Origin of the sequence: Salmonella sp. SSDFZ54 (assembly GCF_004010735.1) — a bacterium.
GTDB lineage: Bacteria > Pseudomonadota > Gammaproteobacteria > Enterobacterales > Enterobacteriaceae > Salmonella > Salmonella enterica.
The window spans coordinates 3,870,890-3,890,286 of sequence record NZ_CP034819.1 but is presented as its reverse complement, the minus strand read 5'-3'; the positions used below and the strand labels follow the sequence as shown (position 1 = coordinate 3,890,286).

The following is a 19,397-nucleotide window of genomic DNA, read 5'->3' as shown; positions in this document are numbered from 1 at the left end:
CTATTTACAAAAGGGCTTAGAAGTCAGGGGGAAATATTATGCGAGATCAAGACATTAGTTACTTCATTGAGAAATTTGGAGAAGCTACATCTTATAGCGCTGTTCCAGAGAAAAGTATGACAAAATGGAAAGGTATTCTTCCGGATAAACTTCTTTCTTACTGGAAAACAGAGGAATGGGGAACGTATAAAAATGGATTGTTTAGTCTTGTCAATCCTGATAAGGATGAAGTTGTACTGGATATATGGCTAGAAGATACTCCATTTAAAGAAATGGACGCATACCATGTCATAGCCAGGAGTGCCTTTGGCGAATTATATGTTTTTGGTGAGTCTACCGGAAGAAATATTACGATTCAGCCTTTATTTAATCAAATAATTTTTGTCGAAAATGGTTTCATGGTAAAAACAATAGATGAATTAAATAGTGAAATTGAATCTTTTCTTGCATTTTCAAATGTTGAAGAGTTTGATTTATTTGATTGTAATGATAATTACATTTTTGACCGGGCAGTTAAACAACCAGGCGTATTAGCTGATAATGAAATGTTTGGTTTGGAACCTGCATACATTTTGGGCGGACAAATAAAAATTGAAAACTTGAGTAAAGTGGACTGTCAAATACATTTGATGATTCTTAGAGAGTTATCTCCCTCTAATATTATAGGCTTCTAAAGGAGGGAGTTATCAATTCTGGAAATGGCTTGAAATATGTGATGGACGCCCTTCCTAAAGTAATCAGTGTCATACTTTTACTGACTGCATTACGCTTTGTTGAATAAATCGAATTTCAGTGGATTTTGGGTTGCCTGATACCCTATATCCTCTTGTAACTATTAGGTGGAGGCATAGAAATTCAGTTTGATCCTTTTGTGTCCCCTTCGGTGGGTGGCACTGGAGCTGTCATTACAGATTTTTCAACGGTGATTATCGGAGACTAAAATGAGTCAATATAACAAAACAGTTAGGATGTTATTTGGAGTGATAGCTTTCCTGTTATTTTCAAAAGTTAGTATTATGCTTGGAACTACTGGTTGGAAAGATGTGTGTTTTCTTATTGGCTGTTATTTGTTTTTGTATTTTTTTATTTTCTCCCTTATCGATTCAGCTGTCGGAAAAATATCATCATTCCATCAAGAATATAATAAAGAAAATATCAAAAAACCATTTCTTAAAAATTTTATTGGAAACAGAAACTTAGTATCCAGAGGATATAAATTAATATTCAATTTGGGATTTTTACTTATTTTATTTCTCAGATTGAAGAAGGAATTATTATCATAAATAAATATAATAATAAGCCATCATTACAGGGTCAGTGACATATAGTTTTGAATACCAGAAAGAACATTTTGGCGATGTCGTTATACATCCTCAAAGGGAAACATATCATCATTCCAAAATGGTAATATTTCCATCACCACGAAACAGACTCCTCTCACAGCATCAAACGAGGATGTAGAAGGGTATGATGTTAAAGCTATTATCACCATCAAAGTAAGAAATGAGGAAAAACATCTTGATATGTCCGGATACTGTGGCGTTTAGGTAATGAGAATGACATTAAACAATGAGTAATGTATCGCGGGTGTGGTGAAATAAAGCACCAGGTATTGGAATTGACCTGGAGGAAGATATACAAACAGGCCTCTTGACTGAACCCCCAGGCCAGTACAACCAGAGTTGGCAGGTTCAACATCGGGGGGCTATATTGACCGGGAAAGCAAATGTTAACACTGGTGGATAATGGTATCTTATGAAACTGTCAGGCAAGATTATCAAGGTGTATCATAATAATTTTTTAGATTTTTTTGGCATCGTAATGTCCTCGCTAATTTGTTTTTTATTGATCAGGAATATAAATAATATACATGGCATTATATTTATTAAGTTCCTTGTAGCATTATCAGGATATATATTCTTTTATTATAATGCATTTTCATTAGTAGACATTGGGATTGGGGGGGATACACTACTTCCACATTAAATACAATAATAAAAACATTAATAAACAGCCAATACTCTTATTAATGAAACATAAATATACGATAAGTTTCTCTTTAGAGATTCTTATTGCTATATTTTATTCCTACATGGCTATTAAATTTATAATGTTCGAATATTAGAAAAAGTTTTAATATAAAATGTTTAAGTTTTCTAGTTGTGATGTATTTTATGTTAAAAAATAAAATGTAGATAATCCAGAGAAAGTTATTGTAATGAAAGGAAGCAATAATAAACCATCCTTCCTGTGGGCAGTGACATGTAGTTTTAAATACCAGAAAGAACATTTTTAGCGATACCGTTATACATCCTCAGAAGTAACAAATTTATATTACAAGATATTACCCCCACCAGATGTAAAACCGGGCAGTATTAAACCTGAGCTAATCGCAGTGACCAATAATCTTTATGCTACTGGTTGCTATAAGACCATTTCAGAAGCAAAATCCTCCTTTACAGAACTTGATGTAGTCTATGAGCATATAAATAAGGCCCCATGCGCGTGAGCGTCCGGCGATCCGCAGATACAATCCGTCAACACCACTTACAGCATAGCGACCTTCCGCTTTAAGCCTGGAAACGGCTAAGGCGGACAGTTCTCTGGCTTTCTTTGGCATAATCCCCACTCTTTTGTCATGCATCCTGTACTGCATAAAATGACGATTTTACGAAAGATAGCAATACGCCAGCGAACAAAGAATAATGGCAACGCATTGTATATAAAGAAATAATTATGATTAATGCGAATGATAATGAACGTAAATATGGCAGCCCTCTCACCGCCATCTTCAAGAAGGAGCTCGTACGAAAGTACGGGCTTTTTTTCGTATTAAGTCACCTGACCGGGGATAGACAACAAAGCCCGGTCTCCCGGGCTCTGAAAGTCAATGCTATATTAGCTGTATGCGTGAAGCGTTCGCTGACAAAGCGCCGAGCGCACGCAGTCGTCTTTGTTGAAATGCACAATCCCTACCATTTCATCTTCTTCAAAGCGTTCCAACGCATCGCTCAACCCGGAACGCACGCCGCGCGGCAGGTCGCATTGCGTAATATCGCCATTGACAATGACCGTGACATTTTCGCCTAGTCGCGTCAAAAACATTTTCATTTGCGCCGCAGTCACATTTTGCGCCTCGTCGAGGATCACGACCGCATTTTCAAAAGTACGCCCACGCATATAGGCGAACGGGGCAATTTCTACCTTACCGATTTCCGGGCGCAAACAATATTGCATAAAGGACGCGCCCAACCGTTTAAGCAGGACATCGTAGACGGGACGAAAATAAGGCGCGAATTTTTCAGCGATATCACCGGGCAAAAAACCAAGATCTTCATCAGCCTGCAATACCGGACGCGTCACAATGATCCTCTCGACGTCCTTATGAATCAATGCTTCTGCCGCCTTTGCCGCACTGATCCATGTTTTTCCGCAGCCGGCTTCGCCGGTCGCAAAAATAAGCTGTTTACTGTCGATAGCGTTCAGATAATGCGCCTGTGCTTCATTTCGCGCCTTAACAGGAGAGGTATCGCGACTATCGCGCGCCATGCCAATGGCTTCTACTCCGCCCATCTGTACCAGTGACGTGACCGATTCTTCTTCACGTTGCTTATGACTACGCGAATCTCGTCTCAACACACGCTTTGCTTCACGACGAGCTTTGATCACTGCTTTTTGTCTTCCCATGGATAGCACCTTGAGTTGTAGGTATACATCACCCGCGTTCTCTTGAACGCGATTATGCGCACACACATCTGAGGGTTGGCTTCCTTGTAAGCCTTAGCTTGCTTTTTGAAACGACGCCACACACGGCTACGCGCACCACATATGACGTCATGGGTATGGACAGTAAGAGAAATGATGAGAGCTTTTAAGGTGACAAGACCACCACCGGAGAGAGAATGTCCGTACAGGGTGTTGTAACTACTGTAAACAATGTGTCCTGGTGCGGACATTACCATTCGCGATCTCCATAGTGAGTGACCATCACTGCCGGGGAACTACCGCTATTACTACTAAGTACAACACAAAACATCAATAATGCAACAATATATTCACCAAGTATTAACCAAACATTATTGCGTCATTGTCAGTCTCTTACAGAAAGATTACACGATTATTTCATCGGCAGGAGACTAAAAAAGATAATCATTAGCTACTGCGGGAATTAATGGTGAAACTACCCATAAGTCATTGAATATTCAACATATAAAAGGTTAAAATGGAGTAATTAACGTATCCTCTCTCCCATCACTAAAACGGCATTATTTATGCAAAATTTTGTGCGGCATACTTACGCCAGTAACGCTGACTCGTTTTAATTTTTGTCATTACCCTATTGCGTCAAGGCTATTGGTACCATTAACAGGCGATTTCATATATGGCCAGTTAGTGATTACTAGAGACGTATTACGCCCGCGTTAACGGCGCTCAAGGGCTAAAAATAGTTTGAGAGTGCGTCCTCATTTACCTGAACATCTTCAGTCAATCGGTCCGGGACTTATCAGAGAACCAGGCGGGCGTATAACGCCGCCTGGTAAAATATGTCCGATGGCAATAATGCTATCGGACATGTCGGTTATTCCGCCTGTAGCTTCGACGGCGGCGCGGAATGATAATGCGCGTCCGCTTTTGCAAAGCGTTCCTGCATCGCTGCTGTCGGCGCTTTGCCAAGCAGGCTAAAGATTACGATCCCCAGGCTGCCGAAAATGAAGCCAGGGATGATCTCATACAGATCCAGCCAGCCATATTGTTTCCAGACGATAACCGTCACCGCGCCAATAATCATTCCCGCCAGCGCGCCGTTACGTGTCATACGCGACCACATCACAGAAAACAGGACAACAGGTCCAAATGCCGCGCCGAATCCAGCCCAGGCGTAGCTCACCAGCCCCAGCACACGGTTATCGGGGTTCGCCGCCAGCGCAATGGCGATCAGCGCTACCACCAGCACCATCACTCGCCCTACCCATACCAGCTCTTGCTGGCTGGCGCTTTTACGCAGAAAAGCCTTATATAAATCTTCCGTAATCGCGCTGGAGCATACCAGCAACTGACAGCTCAACGTCGACATCACCGCCGCCAGGATAGCAGACAGCAAAATACCGGCAATCCACGGGTTAAACAGGATCTGCGCCAGTTCAATAAATACGCGTTCTGAGTTTTGGTTCACCGCCCCGGCCAGCGCGGGGTTATTGTTAAAGTACGCAATGCCAAAGAAGCCCACCGCCACCGCGCCCGCCAGACACAGAATCATCCAGGTCATACTGATACGACGCGCATGAACAATACTGTGATGTGAATCCGCCGCCATAAAGCGCGCCAGGATATGCGGCTGACCGAAGTAACCCAGTCCCCAGCCCATCAGAGAAATAATAGCGACAAAATTCAGCCCCTTGAGCATGTCGACATTCTCGATGCTCCTTTGCTTGATCACCTCCAGCGACTCGCTAAAACCGCCTACGCCGACAATAACCATCACCGGCGTCAGGATTAACGCAAAAATCATCAGGCTGGCCTGAACGGTATCCGTCCAGCTAACGGCAAGAAACCCGCCGATAAAGGTATAAATAATGGTTGCCGCGGCCCCCGCCCACAGTGCGGTTTCATAGCTCATACCGAAGGTGCTTTCGAACAGTCGTGCCCCAGCGACAATACCTGACGCGCAATAGATAGTGAAAAACAGCAGAATGACCAGCGCGGAAATAATACGCAGGACTCGGCTCTTATCCTCAAACCGACCGGTAAAATAGTCCGGCAACGTGAGCGCGTTATTGTTAAATTCGGTATGCACGCGCAGGCGCCCGGCCACCAGCTTCCAGTTAATCCATGCGCCTAACGTCAGGCCAATGGCGATCCAGCTTTCAGAGATCCCCGACAGAAAGATAGCGCCAGGCAGCCCCATTAACAGCCAGCCGCTCATATCCGACGCGCCGGCTGATAAAGCCGTAACAAACGGCCCCAGGCTGCGACCGCCAAGAATATAGTCATCAAAGTTTTTGGTTGAGCGCCAGGCGATAAACCCAATCAATATCATGCCAAAAATATAGACACAGAATGTCACCAACATCGGTGTGCTAATAGCCATCAAGGTTCTCCAAATTTATTTATTGGCACTACCGTAGCGTGCCGTTTTGTACCCTGCCGGAACGTGGCAAGGGTGTTATGTTTACCAGGGCGACCGTATCCTGCCGGAAGCGGTGGTTATTCACAATCGATTTAACACACCATTTACATCAAATTTGATTGCAGAGGGATACTATTTTTCTCCAGGTTGCACTCTCTCACATTTTTTGCGGTTGCACCTTTTAAAAGTGTTAACTACCGCAGAGAAAATAAATCCAGATGGTTTTCCCCGTCAGACTCCCACTTTCTTTTTTTAACAATTTATTCATTTTTAAGCTTGCAACGCAGGTCACATTTAACGCGGTTGCACAAAGTTGCAACATAGTGGATATTTTCCGCTAACTATTGGTTAGCAGATAGAGCGAATAACAGGAGTAGAGGGTATGGGAACCACCACGATGGGGGTTAAGCTGGACGACGCCACGCGCGAACGGATCAAAATGGCCGCCTCGCGTATCGATCGCACGCCGCACTGGTTAATAAAACAGGCAATCTTTAGCTATCTGGACAAGCTGGAAAATAGCGATACGCTACCGGAGCTACCTGCGCTGTTTGCCGGCGCGGCAAATGAAAGCGAGGAGCCGGTCGCGCCGCAGGATGAGCCGCATCAGCCCTTTCTGGAGTTTGCCGAACAGATTCTTCCCCAATCCGTCTCTCGCGCCGCCATCACCGCCGCCTGGCGCCGCCCGGAAACCGATGCGGTGTCAATGCTAATGGAACAGGCGCGCCTGTCGCCGCCTGTCGCTGAGCAGGCGCATAAACTGGCGTATCAACTGGCGGAGAAATTGCGCAATCAAAAATCCGCCAGCGGTCGCGCGGGTATGGTGCAAGGCCTGTTGCAGGAGTTTTCCCTCTCTTCGCAAGAAGGCGTTGCGCTGATGTGTCTGGCGGAAGCGCTGCTGCGTATTCCCGACAAAGCTACGCGCGATGCGTTAATTCGCGACAAAATCAGTAATGGCAACTGGCAGTCGCATATTGGCCGTAGCCCGTCGCTGTTTGTAAACGCCGCCACCTGGGGGCTGCTCTTTACCGGCCGACTGGTCTCAACGCATAACGAAGCCAATCTTTCGCGCTCGCTGAACCGCATTATCGGCAAGAGCGGCGAGCCGTTAATCCGCAAAGGCGTCGACATGGCGATGCGTTTAATGGGCGAGCAGTTCGTGACTGGCGAAACCATTGCTCAGGCGCTGGCGAATGCCCGAAAACTGGAAGAGAAAGGGTTCCGCTATTCTTACGATATGCTGGGCGAAGCCGCGTTAACCGCCGCCGATGCGCAGGCCTATATGGTTTCTTACCAGCAAGCGATTCATGCCATCGGCAAAGCGTCTAACGGTCGCGGTATTTACGAAGGGCCAGGCATCTCGATTAAGCTGTCCGCCCTGCATCCACGCTATAGTCGCGCGCAATACGATCGGGTAATGGAGGAGCTTTATCCGCGCCTGAAATCCCTGACGCTGCTGGCGCGCCAGTATGATATCGGTCTCAATATCGACGCCGAAGAGGCGGATCGTCTGGAGATCTCACTCGATCTGCTGGAAAAACTCTGCTTCGAACCCGAACTGGCGGGCTGGAACGGCATTGGCTTTGTGATCCAGGCTTACCAGAAACGCTGCCCGCTGGTCATTGATTATTTAGTCGATCTGGCCTCCCGTAGCCGCCGTCGGCTGATGATTCGTCTGGTGAAAGGCGCCTACTGGGATAGCGAGATCAAACGCGCGCAAATAGAAGGGCTGGAGGGCTATCCGGTTTATACCCGCAAAGTGTATACCGATGTCTCTTATCTGGCCTGCGCGAAAAAACTGCTCGCCGTCCCTAATCTGATCTACCCGCAGTTCGCGACCCATAACGCACACACACTGGCGGCGATTTATCATCTGGCCGGGCAAAATTACTATCCGGGTCAGTACGAATTCCAGTGCCTGCACGGCATGGGCGAACCGCTGTATGAACAGGTCACCGGTAAAGTGGCGGACGGAAAACTTAACCGTCCCTGCCGTATTTACGCGCCGGTGGGAACGCACGAAACCCTGCTGGCCTATCTGGTACGACGCCTGCTGGAAAACGGCGCCAACACCTCTTTTGTCAACCGCATCGCCGATGCCACCCTACCGCTCGATGAACTGGTGGCCGACCCGGTCGAGGCCGTGGAAAAACTGGCGCAGCAGGAAGGTCAGGCTGGCATACCGCATCCGAAAATTCCGCTGCCGCGCGATCTGTACGGCGAAGGTCGGATAAACTCCGCCGGACTTGATTTAGCGAATGAACATCGCCTCGCCTCGCTTTCTTCTGCCCTGTTAAGCAACGCCATGCAGAAATGGCAGGCCAAACCTGTGCTGGAACAACCGGTGGCCGACGGTGAGATGACGCCGGTTATCAACCCGGCGGAACCGAAAGATATTGTCGGCTGGGGACGCGAAGCGACAGAAAGCGAGGTTGAACAGGCATTGCAAAACGCGGTCAATCAGGCGCCGGTTTGGTTTGCGACGCCGCCGCAAGAACGCGCCGCCATTTTGCAGCGGGCGGCGGTATTAATGGAAGACCAAATGCAACAGTTGATTGGCCTGTTGGTGCGCGAAGCGGGGAAAACGTTCAGCAACGCCATTGCCGAAGTGCGCGAAGCGGTAGACTTCCTCCATTATTATGCCGGTCAAGTGCGTGACGATTTCGATAACGAAACGCATCGCCCGTTAGGGCCGGTAGTCTGCATCAGTCCGTGGAACTTCCCGCTGGCCATTTTCACCGGCCAAATCGCCGCCGCGCTGGCGGCAGGTAACAGCGTTCTGGCGAAACCGGCAGAGCAGACATCGCTGATTGCCGCCCAGGGCATTGCTATTTTGCTGGAAGCGGGCGTACCACCGGGCGTCGTGCAACTGTTACCAGGACGGGGAGAAACCGTCGGCGCCCAGCTTACCGCCGATGCGCGTGTACGCGGCGTGATGTTTACCGGCTCCACGGAGGTCGCGACGTTGTTGCAGCGCAACATCGCCACGCGTCTTGACGCCCAGGGCCGCCCTATTCCGTTGATTGCGGAAACCGGCGGTATGAACGCTATGATTGTCGACTCTTCCGCGCTCACCGAGCAGGTGGTCGTGGATGTGCTGGCTTCCGCTTTCGACAGCGCCGGACAACGCTGTTCCGCACTCCGCGTGCTGTGTTTGCAGGACGATATCGCCGAACATACGCTGAAAATGTTACGCGGCGCGATGGCGGAGTGTCGGATGGGGAATCCAGGCCGTCTGACGACCGATATCGGGCCGGTGATCGATAGCGAGGCCAAAGCCAACATTGAACGTCATATCCAGACGATGCGCGCCAAAGGCCGCCCGGTTTTCCAGGCCGCGCGTGAAAACAGCGATGACGCGCAGGAATGGCAGACCGGTACGTTTGTTATGCCCACGCTTATTGAGCTGGAAAACTTCGCAGAACTGGAAAAAGAGGTCTTCGGGCCCGTGCTGCACGTCGTGCGTTATAACCGTAACCAACTGGCGGAGCTTATCGAACAGATTAACGCTTCCGGCTACGGGCTAACGCTGGGCGTACATACCCGTATTGATGAAACCATTGCGCAAGTCACCGGTTCCGCCCATGTCGGCAACCTGTACGTTAACCGTAATATGGTGGGCGCGGTCGTCGGCGTCCAGCCGTTTGGCGGCGAAGGCCTGTCCGGCACCGGGCCAAAAGCGGGAGGGCCGCTCTATCTCTACCGCCTGCTGGCACACCGCCCGCCCAATGCGCTCAATACGACGCTGACTCGTCAGGATGCGCGTTACCCGGTGGATGCGCAGCTTAAAACCACGCTACTCGCGCCGTTGACCGCTCTGACGCAATGGGCGGCGGATCGCCCGGCGCTACAGACGCTCTGCCGACAATTCGCCGATCTGGCGCAGGCCGGCACGCAGCGCCTGCTACCGGGGCCGACCGGCGAGCGTAATACCTGGACGCTGTTGCCGCGTGAACGGGTATTATGCCTGGCTGATGACGAACAGGACGCGTTGACGCAGCTTGCCGCCGTTCTCGCCGTCGGCAGTCAGGCGCTATGGTCAGACGACGCCTTCCACCGCGATCTGGCGAAACGTCTCCCCGCCGCCGTTGCGGCGCGTGTCCAGTTTGCGAAAGCGGAAACGCTGATGGCGCAGCCGTTTGACGCGGTGATTTTCCACGGCGACTCCGACAAGCTGCGGACCGTGTGCGAAGCCGTCGCCGCCCGCGAAGGCGCGATAGTGTCGGTACAGGGGTTCGCCCGCGGCGAAAGCAATATACTGCTGGAACGGCTCTATATTGAACGTTCGCTGAGCGTAAACACTGCCGCCGCTGGCGGTAATGCCAGCCTGATGACAATTGGCTAATACTGTGGTTAATTAAGGCTCCGTCAATGGAGCCTTTTTACTCGCGTCAGAGGACCGTATGAAACGAATTTTCCTTACCTGCGCGGCGTTGTTGTTCAGCAGTCAGGCGTTGGCCGATGAGTGTGCCAGCGCCAGTACGCAGCTGGAAATGAATCGCTGCGCCGCCGCGCAATACCAGGCGGCAGATAAAAAGCTGAACGAAACCTATCAAAGCGCGATTAAGCGTGCGCAACCGCCGCAACGCGAGCTGTTGCAAAAAGCGCAGGTGGCATGGATTGCACTGCGGGACGCCGATTGCGCTCTGATTCGCTCAGGTACGGAGGGCGGTAGCGTGCAACCCATGATCGCCAGCCAGTGCCTGACCGATAAAACGAACGAACGCGAAGCGTTTTTAGCCTCGCTACTGCAATGTGAAGAGGGTGATTTGAGCTGCCCACTGCCGCCAGCCGGTTAACGCACGCGAATCCCTTCAATAATAATGCGCTGAACGCTTTCGACCGTTTGGTTGAAAAAGGCTTCATCGCGAAGCGTCGCGCCGGTTACCGCCTCAACCTGAGGGGCAAAATCGACGTAATGTTGCGTGGCGGCCCAAATCATGAAGATCAAATGGTGCGGGGAAATGGGCGCCAGTTTCCCGCTGTGCACCCATCCGGCAATCAGCGCGGATTTTTCATCTATCAACGCTTTTAGATCGCCGGTCAGTTCCTCCATTAAGAGCGGCGCGCCCGCCAGCATCTCCATGCAGAAGAGCCGCGACGCCTGCGGATAATCACGCGAAACCTCCAACTTGAGACGGATATACTCTTTGATGGCCTCCAGAGGGGAAAATTCTGCGCGAAACGCCTTGAGCGGCGCCAGCCAGACATCCAGGATCTGTCGCATTACCGCGACATACAGCGCCTCTTTCGAGGGATAATAATAAAGCAGATTGGTTTTGGAGACGCCTGCCCGCTCGGCGACCTGCTCAAGACGCGCGCCATGAATGCCATACTGGGAAAAAACAGCAAGCGCGGCGGTTAAGATAAGCTGCCGTTTTGCACCGGTGGCCTGCGAGCGTTTCCCGATTTTCTTCTCTGTGCGTTGCGACATGCGCCCTCTCCTTTTCGTCAGGACGCAAGCATACCAAATCCGGCTTATAAACAAAAAAACCGCCGGAAATCCGGCGGCGGTGGCGCATGACGCTTTTTAGCGCGAAACGCTCAGCGTCTTGCTGTTGTGACGCAGGCTAGCTATTACGGTTACTGCTTTTGCCCCCTTTTTTGCCTGCTTCGGATGCACGCTGCGGGTCATTCTTAAAATTGCCCCCGCTGTGCTGACCACCTTTACGACCTGCTTCTGATGCTCTTTCGCGGTCTTCCGCAAAATTACCGGAACCGCCACGATGGTTTGCCATTACTGACCTCCGTCATAGATTAGACATCATATTGCATAGGTAATGAGGAGTATCTCCTCGCGCAGCGTATGAACGGTATCATCAGTAACGCCGCGTAACATTAAGCATAGTGAAAAACGCCGTGGTAGGCCGCTTACCGAAATATTCTGCAACATCAGAAGCCGAATACGCAGAATAATAACCATAAGAAATAAATAAGTTATTCTTATATTTAGAAAAATCAAAGCGCTTAAAAATGTATCATTTTGCAACAAAGGTCGCCAAATTAATTATTGTTATAAATCAAAGAAATGGCGCTGAAATTTGCACTCTTCACAGGAGGGCATATCTTTAAATAGACGTAGCGAATCGCTACACACCTGATTAATCTGAGGAGTAGTACAAATGGCAAAGATTCTGGTGCTCTATTATTCCATGTACGGACACATTGAAACCATGGCGCATGCGGTGGCGGAAGGGGCAAAGAAAGTCGACGGCGCAGAGGTCATTATAAAGCGTGTGCCAGAAACAATGCCGCCTGAAATCTTCGCAAAAGCTGGCGGTAAAACGCAAAACGCACCGGTTGCCACCCCACAGGAGCTGGCGGATTACGATGCCATTATTTTTGGTACGCCAACCCGGTTTGGCAATATGTCAGGCCAGATGCGTACCTTCCTGGACCAAACCGGCGGACTGTGGGCATCCGGCGCGCTATACGGCAAGCTCGGCAGCGTGTTCAGTTCTACCGGAACGGGCGGCGGCCAGGAGCAGACCATCACCTCGACCTGGACTACTCTTGCCCATCATGGGATGGTGATCGTCCCGATAGGCTATGCCGCACAGGAACTCTTTGACGTCTCCCAGGTTCGCGGCGGCACGCCTTACGGCGCAACGACTATCGCCGGAGGCGACGGTTCACGTCAACCAAGCCAGGAGGAACTCTCTATCGCTCGCTATCAGGGGGAATACGTCGCCGGTCTGGCAGTCAAACTCAACGGCTAATCTTCAACAGGAGGATTCGAATGCCAACTCAAGAAGCAAAAGCGCACCGCGTCGGCGAATGGGCAAGCCTGCGTAATACGTCGCCGGAAATTGCCGAAGCCATTTTTGAAGTCGCTCACTATGACGAGAAACTGGCAGAAAAAATATGGGAAGAAGGTAGCGATGAGGTGCTGATCAAAGCCTTTGAGAAAACGGACAAAGACTCGCTCTTCTGGGGCGAACAAATCATCGAACGTAAAAACGTATAACACAAACGCCCCCGCCTGCGCGGGGGCATATGGCTATTTTGCGGCAGTGTTCATGACGTTATCAAACTTATCCAGCGGACAGAAGCCGTTCGCATCCACCGGACATCCTTTCAGTTCCAGGGTTACCCTTTGCGCGGGCGATTTGAGCGTTAACGCTTCCGCATTGCGTAACTGCCGGGCGCTCTGGTAGACATACTCGATTTTCATCAAATCCCGGTTAGCGTTGCCGTCATGCCAGCGTTGGAAGACAAGCTGACCGCCAATCGGCGTTCTCTCATACTGGTCATGGAGCTGATAGGGTTTAAAATCCAACGCCGTCAGCAGCGACGCGATATTGGAATCATGCCCCACCAGCACGGTAACCTTCGGCGCGCTAACGCGATCGGCAACCAGCACCTTATCGATATATTTCACCAGCGGCGCAGCGACATTGCGCGCCACCGTGGGTGAGGTAAACAGGCTGTCCTGGTAGCCGTTTTTCAGTTTTGACAGCACCTTCCACTGCCGATCGGTGTGGATGCCGCCCCAGGCGACCTGATCCATCGGAAACCCTTCGTAATATTGCAGGGTAAACGCATCCACCAGCGAGTTCCCTACTTTAAGCGGCCCCTGCACGCCAGGCTCTTGCTGATAGTTCGCGCTGAAGGTATCTTTCGCGTCGATTAGCGAACACTGATGCTTCTCTTTGCAGGACGGCGAGTCCTGATAATGCGTTATCTGCTCAAGCAGTTTATAACTCTCATCAAGATGTAGCTGACTACGCGCCTTTTCCATCGCCTGTACGGCCTGTTGCCGGAACGCGGCGGAATCATCGGTAATTACCGGATTGAAGGTAGGGTCCATAGTGCCCATTTTTTCCTGATGATGAACAGGAATATCACAGCCGGGGAAAGCGCCGGTAATGAAAAATTGCGCGGTGGCGACGGTGCGCTGCAAACTATTCGCATAGGCATATACCGTGTCGGGCGCCGGACATTCTCCCGACGGTATCAGCCCCTGCGCGACCAGCCATTCACGTGTGTAGTGTCCCATATAGACTTCCAGCACGCCGCCTTTCGTCGTCAGTTCCCCGCCGGGAACGTCCCACGCCGGCCAGGCGTTCGGCGTCGACTGCGCCAGTACGCTGCCATTATTCGCCAGCGGCGCCCGCAGATTATGGCGGCTCATCATCAGCACCTGTTGTAATTGATAACCCTCCGGCGTTGTCTGCGCCTGTACGGCGGATGACAACAAAACAGCCCCTGCCACAGCAACAGCGAGTAATGATTTTTTCATCCCTATGACCTCTTGTTGTTATCAAATCGTTCTGAGTGTGACAGAAATGGATCATTTTTCCGGGAACGATTTCGCAAAACGGGGGTTTTTCTTACAGTAAACGCGTTAGCGCCGGGAAACCCCGGCGCATATTCAGAACGTTTTTGCCCACCACAGCCGAAGCTTCATGCCCCAGTAGCTGGTCCAGCCGCTGGTGGTGAACACAACCCGACCTTGTGAAACCACCACCAGCGTTGGCGTCACGCTGATTTCCCATCCAGCGGATAAGGCGCCGTTAGCATCATTGATGACCGGGAAGTCAACGCCCTTGCGCGCCAGCCAGCGGGCAACCTCAGCGTCATCGCCGGAGCGGAGCGCAACGGTCATGACGTTTTCCCCTTCCGCCGCCAGGCGAGCGACCGCAGGCGTAGTAAAGCGGCATACCCCGCACCAGCTGGCCCAAAAATAGAGCAGTACGGGGCGTTCTTCGCTCAATGTCGCCAGAGTTGTCGACTCTCCCGTCAGCGTACGTAATGGTGTCGCGGCAAACGCCGGAGGCGCCTGCGGCGCGCGCCAGACGTCCATGACCACCATTATCGCGATGAGGAGCGCCAGAAAAACCGCGGCTTCACGCAGCCAACGCCGCAGTTTACCCGCCATTGGCAGCCGCCAGTTTTTCTTTCACCACCGCTTCCAGCGTATCCCAGGGCACTGCGCCCGGAATCAGCTCGTCGCCAATGATCGTCGCTGGCGTTCCTTGCACGCCGACCAGCCTTGCCAACTGCAAATTAGTGCGTATCGTTTCCATGCTTTTTTCATCCAGAGTCACTAGCGTAGCCCCTGCTTTCTGCTGGGCCTGTTTAATACTGTCATCCGTATGGTAACCGCGCTTTTGCATGAGTTTTTCATGTAGCGCGAGGAACTGTTGCGGATGCTCGCGCCAGGTGGTCAGCGCAATACGCGCCGCCAGTATGGAACTCTCTCCTTTAAATGGCAGCGGTTTAATAATGACCGCAACGTCAGGATATTTCTGCACAATCTTTTCCAGCATCGGATCGAGCTGTTTGCAGTACGGGCAGTTGTAATCCGTAAAGTTCACCAGCGTCAGCTTAGGGTGTTTAGCGCCTATCCGCGGGCTGGCAGGATCGTTAAACAACGCCGCATGGATCAGATTTTCAATCTGCTTTTCCTGATCCGGCGTAAAAGGAGCGGTTTCTTGCGCGATGCTCAGCGTCGAAAACAGCGCCAGCAGCAAAACAATCATGTATTTCATTGGGTTATTCCTTTCGCTTTTTTCAACGTTTGTAATACCGCATCGCGGGTCAGCAAAGTGGGCAGTGCCTCCCCTTCCGGCAAGCCGGGGCCATATACCTGATTAAACGGCACGGCGACCTGGCCGCGCGTTTTCAGAAAATCTGTAATGGCATCGGACGGCAGCGTCCAGTCTCCCCGCAGCGCCACAACATCCGGCTGTTGCAAGGCGGCCTGCACATCCTCTTTTTGCAGGACGTTGTATTTATTCACTTTACAGGTAATACACCAGTCCGCAGTGACATCGACAAATACCCGCTTATGCTGCGCCAGCGCCGACTGGATTGCCTGTTCACTCAACGGTTGCCACTGAACCGTGTCTTGCGCGCTCTTTGACGCAGTGAAGCCGAAATGCGGCAGGAGTAACGTCGCCAGCCAGATAGCCGACCCCAGCATCATCAGACCGAGGATCCTGCGCAGGACATTCATCCAACGCCCGGGGCGCGGTAAACGTAGCGCAAGCCCTGGTCGTATCGCGACCAGTAGCCACGGCGCGCTCATCCCCAGGCCTAGCGCAAGGAACAGCCCCCACAGCGTCGGCAACGACGCCGTGAGCGCCACGGCGACCGCCGTGCCCAGAAACGGCGCGCTACAAGGCGTCGCCAGCAGCGTGGCGAATGCCCCCTGCCAGAAATGTCCCGACATACCGTTACCGCCGTAAGTGGCCAGTTTCGTGGTCATAGATGAGGGAAGCCTGAACTCAAAAAGCCCGAACAGGCTGGCGCTAAACAACAACATCACCAGCGCCATAAAACCAATAAACCATGCATTCTGGAACTGGACTCCCCAGGCCAGCGCATGGTTTGACAGGCGAAGGAGGGTCATAAACGCCGCCAGCGCCATAAATGACGCAATGATACCGGCGACCGAAGCCAAAAATTGTCGCCTGATGTGAGAGCGGCTTTTTTCCTCTACCAATAAAATAGAGCCAAGTTTCATGCCCAGAACCGGCAGTACGCAGGGCATTAAATTAAGAATCAGTCCGCCGATCAGCGCCATCATTACAACTTGCCAGAAAGGTAGCGCCGCATTGTCCGGCGTTTGCGCTGGCGCAGCGCCAATGGTTTGCGTGCTCTCCTGGGCGATAGCGCCATCGGCTAACACGAGGGTCAGCGATTTGTTGCGCAAATCGGGCGCCTTTTCGCCCCAACTGTCCGTCACCGGCACCGTCGCCTGTAACCTGTCGCCCTCTACGCGCAGGCGAGGCTTCGCAAAATCGACGTCATCTATGGTGTCAAGATAGAGCCCGGGCGATGACCAGCCCGCCGCTCGCGTAGCAGTGACCACCAGTTCTCCCGGGCGATAGCCGACGTCAAGCGAGTCCGTTAGTCCACTGCGGAGCGGAACTTTACCCATCGCCCGCGCATAGTCATGGGCAAAATCGGCATTCTGCACAGTAGGCGTCACGGAAAAGGGGTAATCGGTCAACAGACAAACATTGCTGCAGGTTGATAACGTCAACACACCGCGCAAGGTCGCCGGCGGCGTACCGCGCACGATCATCGGAAAGGTCACCTCGTCGTGATATCCCTGGGTGGTGATATTCGCCACATCAAAGCGCGAGGGGGTTGGCCAGAACCAGCTTACCTCAGGCATGTCGCCTTTCCAGGCGATAGAGGGCGCCACGCCCCCTTCCCCCGGCGCGCGCCAGTAGGTTTTCCAGCCGTTTTCCAGTTTGACATCCAGCAACAGCCGGGTCTCACCGTTAGCGGACGTATCGGCACGTAGCCGTATGCTGGCATGGTCGTTATCGGGCGAACGCAGCCAGCCGCTTTCCGCCGCCCAGGAGACGGGCAGCCAAAGCCATAACAGGCAGAACAGTATCCGCCTGAACAAAATCATCATATTTTTTCTCCGTGAATGAGTAATTAACCGTTAGCAATAACCGGTCTGTCATTCACGGAAGACACAAAATCGTAGATGTACCCGTAATGTGGGCGGCGAAATAGCCCGTGGAGGCGAAAACGGCAGGCGCATGATCCGGACAGGCGCCAGTAAGGAAAGCAGTAGACAAAGCGCAAGGATAGCGCCTTCAAAGAGTACCGGAGGCGCCGCCAGCAGCGACTTGGCGCTTAATTCGCAGGGAGTGACCGGCGAGCCGTCATCTGTCGAGGAGGGAGCGCTGACCACCGCAGCAGAGGCCGTCGCCTGCATCTGCAAGGCGTGCAAGCCCGCCATGCGTTGCGCGGTACAAACCATTACCACGACACATGCAAGGCAAAGAAACCACCACCCCATCCGTTGTTGTTTCGCCATTGCGCCCTCACTGTTTAACGCGAGTTATCTTAGCCACTGGCGCGGTTTTGGCAACCTTTCCCCTGTAAAGTTATGTCGGCGCGCTGCGCAACCTTCTGATAGTCGAACAACGTAATTTATTCTTACTAATGATATAACTGGTGTTTTCATACGCACTTTTCAGGTTTACCCTACACTTAGTGGAGAAACCTTTTTGGGGTCCCTTCTGTATGTATTGATTTAGCGAGATGATGCTATGGAACTTAAGGATTATTACGCCATTATGGGCGTGAAACCGACGGACGATCTCAAGACGATTAAGACCGCCTATCGCCGACTGGCCCGCAAGTACCATCCAGATGTCAGCAAAGAACCCGATGCCGAAGCCCGTTTCAAAGAGGTTGCTGAAGCATGGGAAGTGCTGAGTGATGAGCAACGGCGCGCCGAGTATGACCAGTTATGGCAACACCGTAACGATCCACAATTTAATCGCCAGTTCCAGCAACACGAAGGCCAGCCGTATAACGCCGAAGATTTTGATGATATTTTCTCGTCTATTTTTGGTCAGCACGGTCGCCATTCGCACCACCGCCACGCCGCACGCGGTCATGATATCGAAATTGAAGTGGCGGTATTCCTGGAAGAAACGCTGGAAGAGCACCAGCGTACGATTAGCTATTCCGTCCCCGTTTATAACGCGTTCGGCCTGGTGGAGCGGGAAATTCCCAAAACATTGAATGTGAAAATCCCGGCTGGCGTCAGCAACGGGCAACGAATCAGACTGAAAGGCCAGGGCACGCCGGGGGAAAACGGCGGACCTAATGGCGATTTATGGCTCGTTATCCATATTGCCCCGCATCCGCTCTTTGATATTGTCAATCAGGATCTGGAAGTCGTCCTTCCGCTTGCCCCATGGGAGGCGGCGCTCGGCGCTAAGGTGTCTGTGCCAACGCTTAAAGAGCGTATTTTGCTGACCATTCCCCCCGGCAGCCAGGCTGGTCAGCGGCTGCGTATCAAAGGAAAAGGATTAGCCAGTAAAAAGCACACTGGCGATCTCTATGCCATCATCAAAATCGTTATGCCGCCGAAACCTGACGAGAAAACAGCTGCCCTGTGGCAACAACTGGCGGACGCGCAGTCGTCCTTTGACCCACGCCAGCAATGGGGGAAAGCATAATGGCTAACATCACTGTCACCTTTACCATCACCGAATTTTGTTTGCACACCGGCGTGACGGAAGAGGAACTAAACGAAATCGTCGGACTTGGCGTAATTGAGCCTTACGAAGACGATAACGCCGACTGGCAATTCGACGATCGCGCAGCGAGCGTGGTACAACGCGCGCTACGCTTACGCGAGGAGCTGGCGCTCGACTGGCCTGGGATCGCGGTCGCGTTAACGCTGCTGGAAGAGAATTCACGGCTGCGCGAAGAAAACCGGTTACTACTGCAACGCCTTTCTCGCTTTATCTCGCATCCCTAATCCACGATAAAGGCAATAAAC

The 19,397-nt window shown here is 51.6% G+C and carries 17 protein-coding genes and 1 pseudogene; 8 read left to right on the top strand and 10 right to left on the bottom strand.

Annotation, left to right across the window (positions count from 1 at the left end):
• Positions 1 to 38: 38 nt before the first annotated feature.
• Entirely contained in the window at positions 39 to 674 is a 636-nt protein-coding gene (locus EOS97_RS19175) for a GAD-like domain-containing protein (protein WP_001205575.1), read from the top strand.
• Positions 675 to 941: 267 nt separating this feature from the next.
• The gene (locus EOS97_RS19170; RefSeq protein ID WP_023165970.1) at positions 942 to 1,283 is read left to right on the top strand and encodes a hypothetical protein; all 342 of its coding nucleotides are present in this window, start codon (positions 942 to 944) and stop codon (positions 1,281 to 1,283) included.
• A gap of 1,208 nt (positions 1,284 to 2,491) precedes the next feature.
• Here the strand turns inward: EOS97_RS19170 and EOS97_RS27265 are convergent.
• The 3 genes and pseudogenes from EOS97_RS27265 to putP all read right to left on the bottom strand — a co-directional run.
• A pseudogene (locus EOS97_RS27265) lies at positions 2,492 to 2,620 on the bottom strand (integrase); the annotation flags it as partial.
• A 278-nt stretch (positions 2,621 to 2,898) separates the two neighbouring features.
• Complete coding sequence (phoH, locus tag EOS97_RS19150; protein WP_000533527.1) at positions 2,899 to 3,687, bottom strand: phosphate starvation-inducible protein PhoH; 789 nt, start codon at positions 3,685 to 3,687, stop codon at positions 2,899 to 2,901.
• A gap of 892 nt (positions 3,688 to 4,579) precedes the next feature.
• On the bottom strand, positions 4,580 to 6,088 hold the full coding sequence (gene putP, locus EOS97_RS19140; RefSeq protein ID WP_001018470.1) for a sodium/proline symporter PutP: 1,509 nt from the start codon (positions 6,086 to 6,088) through the stop codon (positions 4,580 to 4,582).
• Between the two features lie 421 nt (positions 6,089 to 6,509).
• Between putP and putA the strand changes: the two genes are divergently transcribed.
• Together putA and EOS97_RS19130 are read left to right on the top strand one after the other, a co-directional pair.
• Positions 6,510 to 10,472 carry a trifunctional transcriptional regulator/proline dehydrogenase/L-glutamate gamma-semialdehyde dehydrogenase gene (gene putA / locus EOS97_RS19135; RefSeq protein WP_000537487.1) on the top strand — a complete coding sequence of 1,321 codons (3,963 nt, stop codon included), beginning with the start codon at positions 6,510 to 6,512 and terminating at the stop codon, positions 10,470 to 10,472.
• A gap of 58 nt (positions 10,473 to 10,530) precedes the next feature.
• The gene (locus EOS97_RS19130; RefSeq protein WP_000821059.1) at positions 10,531 to 10,926 is read left to right on the top strand and encodes a lysozyme inhibitor LprI family protein; all 396 of its coding nucleotides are present in this window, start codon (positions 10,531 to 10,533) and stop codon (positions 10,924 to 10,926) included.
• Here the strand turns inward: EOS97_RS19130 and rutR are convergent.
• Positions 10,923 to 11,561 (bottom strand): HTH-type transcriptional regulator RutR, encoded by a 639-nt coding sequence (gene rutR / locus EOS97_RS19125; RefSeq protein ID WP_000083127.1) that lies wholly within the window; start codon positions 11,559 to 11,561, stop codon positions 10,923 to 10,925. The two genes, EOS97_RS19130 and rutR, sit on opposite strands and share 4 nt — an antisense overlap.
• A gap of 136 nt (positions 11,562 to 11,697) precedes the next feature.
• The gene (locus EOS97_RS19120) at positions 11,698 to 11,865 is read right to left on the bottom strand and encodes a general stress protein (RefSeq protein ID WP_001273663.1); all 168 of its coding nucleotides are present in this window, start codon (positions 11,863 to 11,865) and stop codon (positions 11,698 to 11,700) included.
• 384 nt (positions 11,866 to 12,249) lie between these two features.
• Here EOS97_RS19120 and wrbA point away from each other — a divergent pair, with 384 nt between their 5' ends.
• Together wrbA and EOS97_RS19110 are read left to right on the top strand one after the other, a co-directional pair.
• Positions 12,250 to 12,846 (top strand): NAD(P)H:quinone oxidoreductase, encoded by a 597-nt coding sequence (wrbA, locus tag EOS97_RS19115; RefSeq protein WP_001062898.1) that lies wholly within the window; start codon positions 12,250 to 12,252, stop codon positions 12,844 to 12,846.
• A 20-nt stretch (positions 12,847 to 12,866) separates the two neighbouring features.
• Entirely contained in the window at positions 12,867 to 13,094 is a 228-nt protein-coding gene (locus EOS97_RS19110) for a YccJ family protein (protein ID WP_001143125.1), read from the top strand.
• A 33-nt stretch (positions 13,095 to 13,127) separates the two neighbouring features.
• On the opposite strand, the gene agp is transcribed toward EOS97_RS19110, so the two are convergent.
• The 5 genes from agp to EOS97_RS19085 form a co-directional block, all read right to left on the bottom strand.
• On the bottom strand, positions 13,128 to 14,369 hold the full coding sequence (agp, locus tag EOS97_RS19105) for a bifunctional glucose-1-phosphatase/inositol phosphatase (protein ID WP_000749193.1): 1,242 nt from the start codon (positions 14,367 to 14,369) through the stop codon (positions 13,128 to 13,130).
• A 132-nt stretch (positions 14,370 to 14,501) separates the two neighbouring features.
• A complete protein-coding gene (locus EOS97_RS19100; protein ID WP_000907528.1) occupies positions 14,502 to 15,008 on the bottom strand; it encodes a protein disulfide oxidoreductase in 507 nt (168 codons plus the stop codon).
• Entirely contained in the window at positions 14,998 to 15,621 is a 624-nt protein-coding gene (locus EOS97_RS19095) for a DsbA family protein (protein WP_000876683.1), read from the bottom strand. The genes EOS97_RS19100 and EOS97_RS19095 overlap by 11 nt, the downstream gene beginning before the upstream one ends.
• The gene (locus tag EOS97_RS19090; protein WP_000972961.1) at positions 15,618 to 17,504 is read right to left on the bottom strand and encodes a protein-disulfide reductase DsbD; all 1,887 of its coding nucleotides are present in this window, start codon (positions 17,502 to 17,504) and stop codon (positions 15,618 to 15,620) included. Before EOS97_RS19090 ends, EOS97_RS19095 begins: the two co-directional genes overlap by 4 nt.
• Positions 17,505 to 17,552: 48 nt before the next feature.
• On the bottom strand, positions 17,553 to 17,915 hold the full coding sequence (locus EOS97_RS19085; RefSeq protein ID WP_001118901.1) for a copper resistance protein: 363 nt from the start codon (positions 17,913 to 17,915) through the stop codon (positions 17,553 to 17,555).
• A 235-nt stretch (positions 17,916 to 18,150) separates the two neighbouring features.
• Here EOS97_RS19085 and cbpA point away from each other — a divergent pair, with 235 nt between their 5' ends.
• Complete coding sequence (gene cbpA, locus EOS97_RS19075) at positions 18,151 to 19,071, top strand: curved DNA-binding protein (RefSeq protein WP_000420603.1); 921 nt, start codon at positions 18,151 to 18,153, stop codon at positions 19,069 to 19,071.
• The gene (gene cbpM / locus EOS97_RS19070) at positions 19,071 to 19,376 is read left to right on the top strand and encodes a chaperone modulator CbpM (RefSeq protein ID WP_001284251.1); all 306 of its coding nucleotides are present in this window, start codon (positions 19,071 to 19,073) and stop codon (positions 19,374 to 19,376) included. Before cbpA ends, cbpM begins: the two co-directional genes overlap by 1 nt.
• Positions 19,377 to 19,397: the final 21 nt, after the last annotated feature.

Coding starts and splice junctions, on each gene's coding strand:
- EOS97_RS19175 (WP_001205575.1), top strand. CDS start 39: ATGCGAGATCAAGACATTAGTTACTTCATTGAGAAATTTGGAGAAGCT.
- EOS97_RS19170 (WP_023165970.1), top strand. CDS start 942: ATGAGTCAATATAACAAAACAGTTAGGATGTTATTTGGAGTGATAGCT.
- phoH (WP_000533527.1), bottom strand. CDS start 3,687: ATGGGAAGACAAAAAGCAGTGATCAAAGCTCGTCGTGAAGCAAAGCGT.
- putP (WP_001018470.1), bottom strand. CDS start 6,088: ATGGCTATTAGCACACCGATGTTGGTGACATTCTGTGTCTATATTTTT.
- putA (WP_000537487.1), top strand. CDS start 6,510: ATGGGAACCACCACGATGGGGGTTAAGCTGGACGACGCCACGCGCGAA.
- EOS97_RS19130 (WP_000821059.1), top strand. CDS start 10,531: ATGAAACGAATTTTCCTTACCTGCGCGGCGTTGTTGTTCAGCAGTCAG.
- rutR (WP_000083127.1), bottom strand. CDS start 11,561: ATGTCGCAACGCACAGAGAAGAAAATCGGGAAACGCTCGCAGGCCACC.
- EOS97_RS19120 (WP_001273663.1), bottom strand. CDS start 11,865: ATGGCAAACCATCGTGGCGGTTCCGGTAATTTTGCGGAAGACCGCGAA.
- wrbA (WP_001062898.1), top strand. CDS start 12,250: ATGGCAAAGATTCTGGTGCTCTATTATTCCATGTACGGACACATTGAA.
- EOS97_RS19110 (WP_001143125.1), top strand. CDS start 12,867: ATGCCAACTCAAGAAGCAAAAGCGCACCGCGTCGGCGAATGGGCAAGC.
- agp (WP_000749193.1), bottom strand. CDS start 14,369: ATGAAAAAATCATTACTCGCTGTTGCTGTGGCAGGGGCTGTTTTGTTG.
- EOS97_RS19100 (WP_000907528.1), bottom strand. CDS start 15,008: ATGGCGGGTAAACTGCGGCGTTGGCTGCGTGAAGCCGCGGTTTTTCTG.
- EOS97_RS19095 (WP_000876683.1), bottom strand. CDS start 15,621: ATGAAATACATGATTGTTTTGCTGCTGGCGCTGTTTTCGACGCTGAGC.
- EOS97_RS19090 (WP_000972961.1), bottom strand. CDS start 17,504: ATGATGATTTTGTTCAGGCGGATACTGTTCTGCCTGTTATGGCTTTGG.
- EOS97_RS19085 (WP_001118901.1), bottom strand. CDS start 17,915: ATGGCGAAACAACAACGGATGGGGTGGTGGTTTCTTTGCCTTGCATGT.
- cbpA (WP_000420603.1), top strand. CDS start 18,151: ATGGAACTTAAGGATTATTACGCCATTATGGGCGTGAAACCGACGGAC.
- cbpM (WP_001284251.1), top strand. CDS start 19,071: ATGGCTAACATCACTGTCACCTTTACCATCACCGAATTTTGTTTGCAC.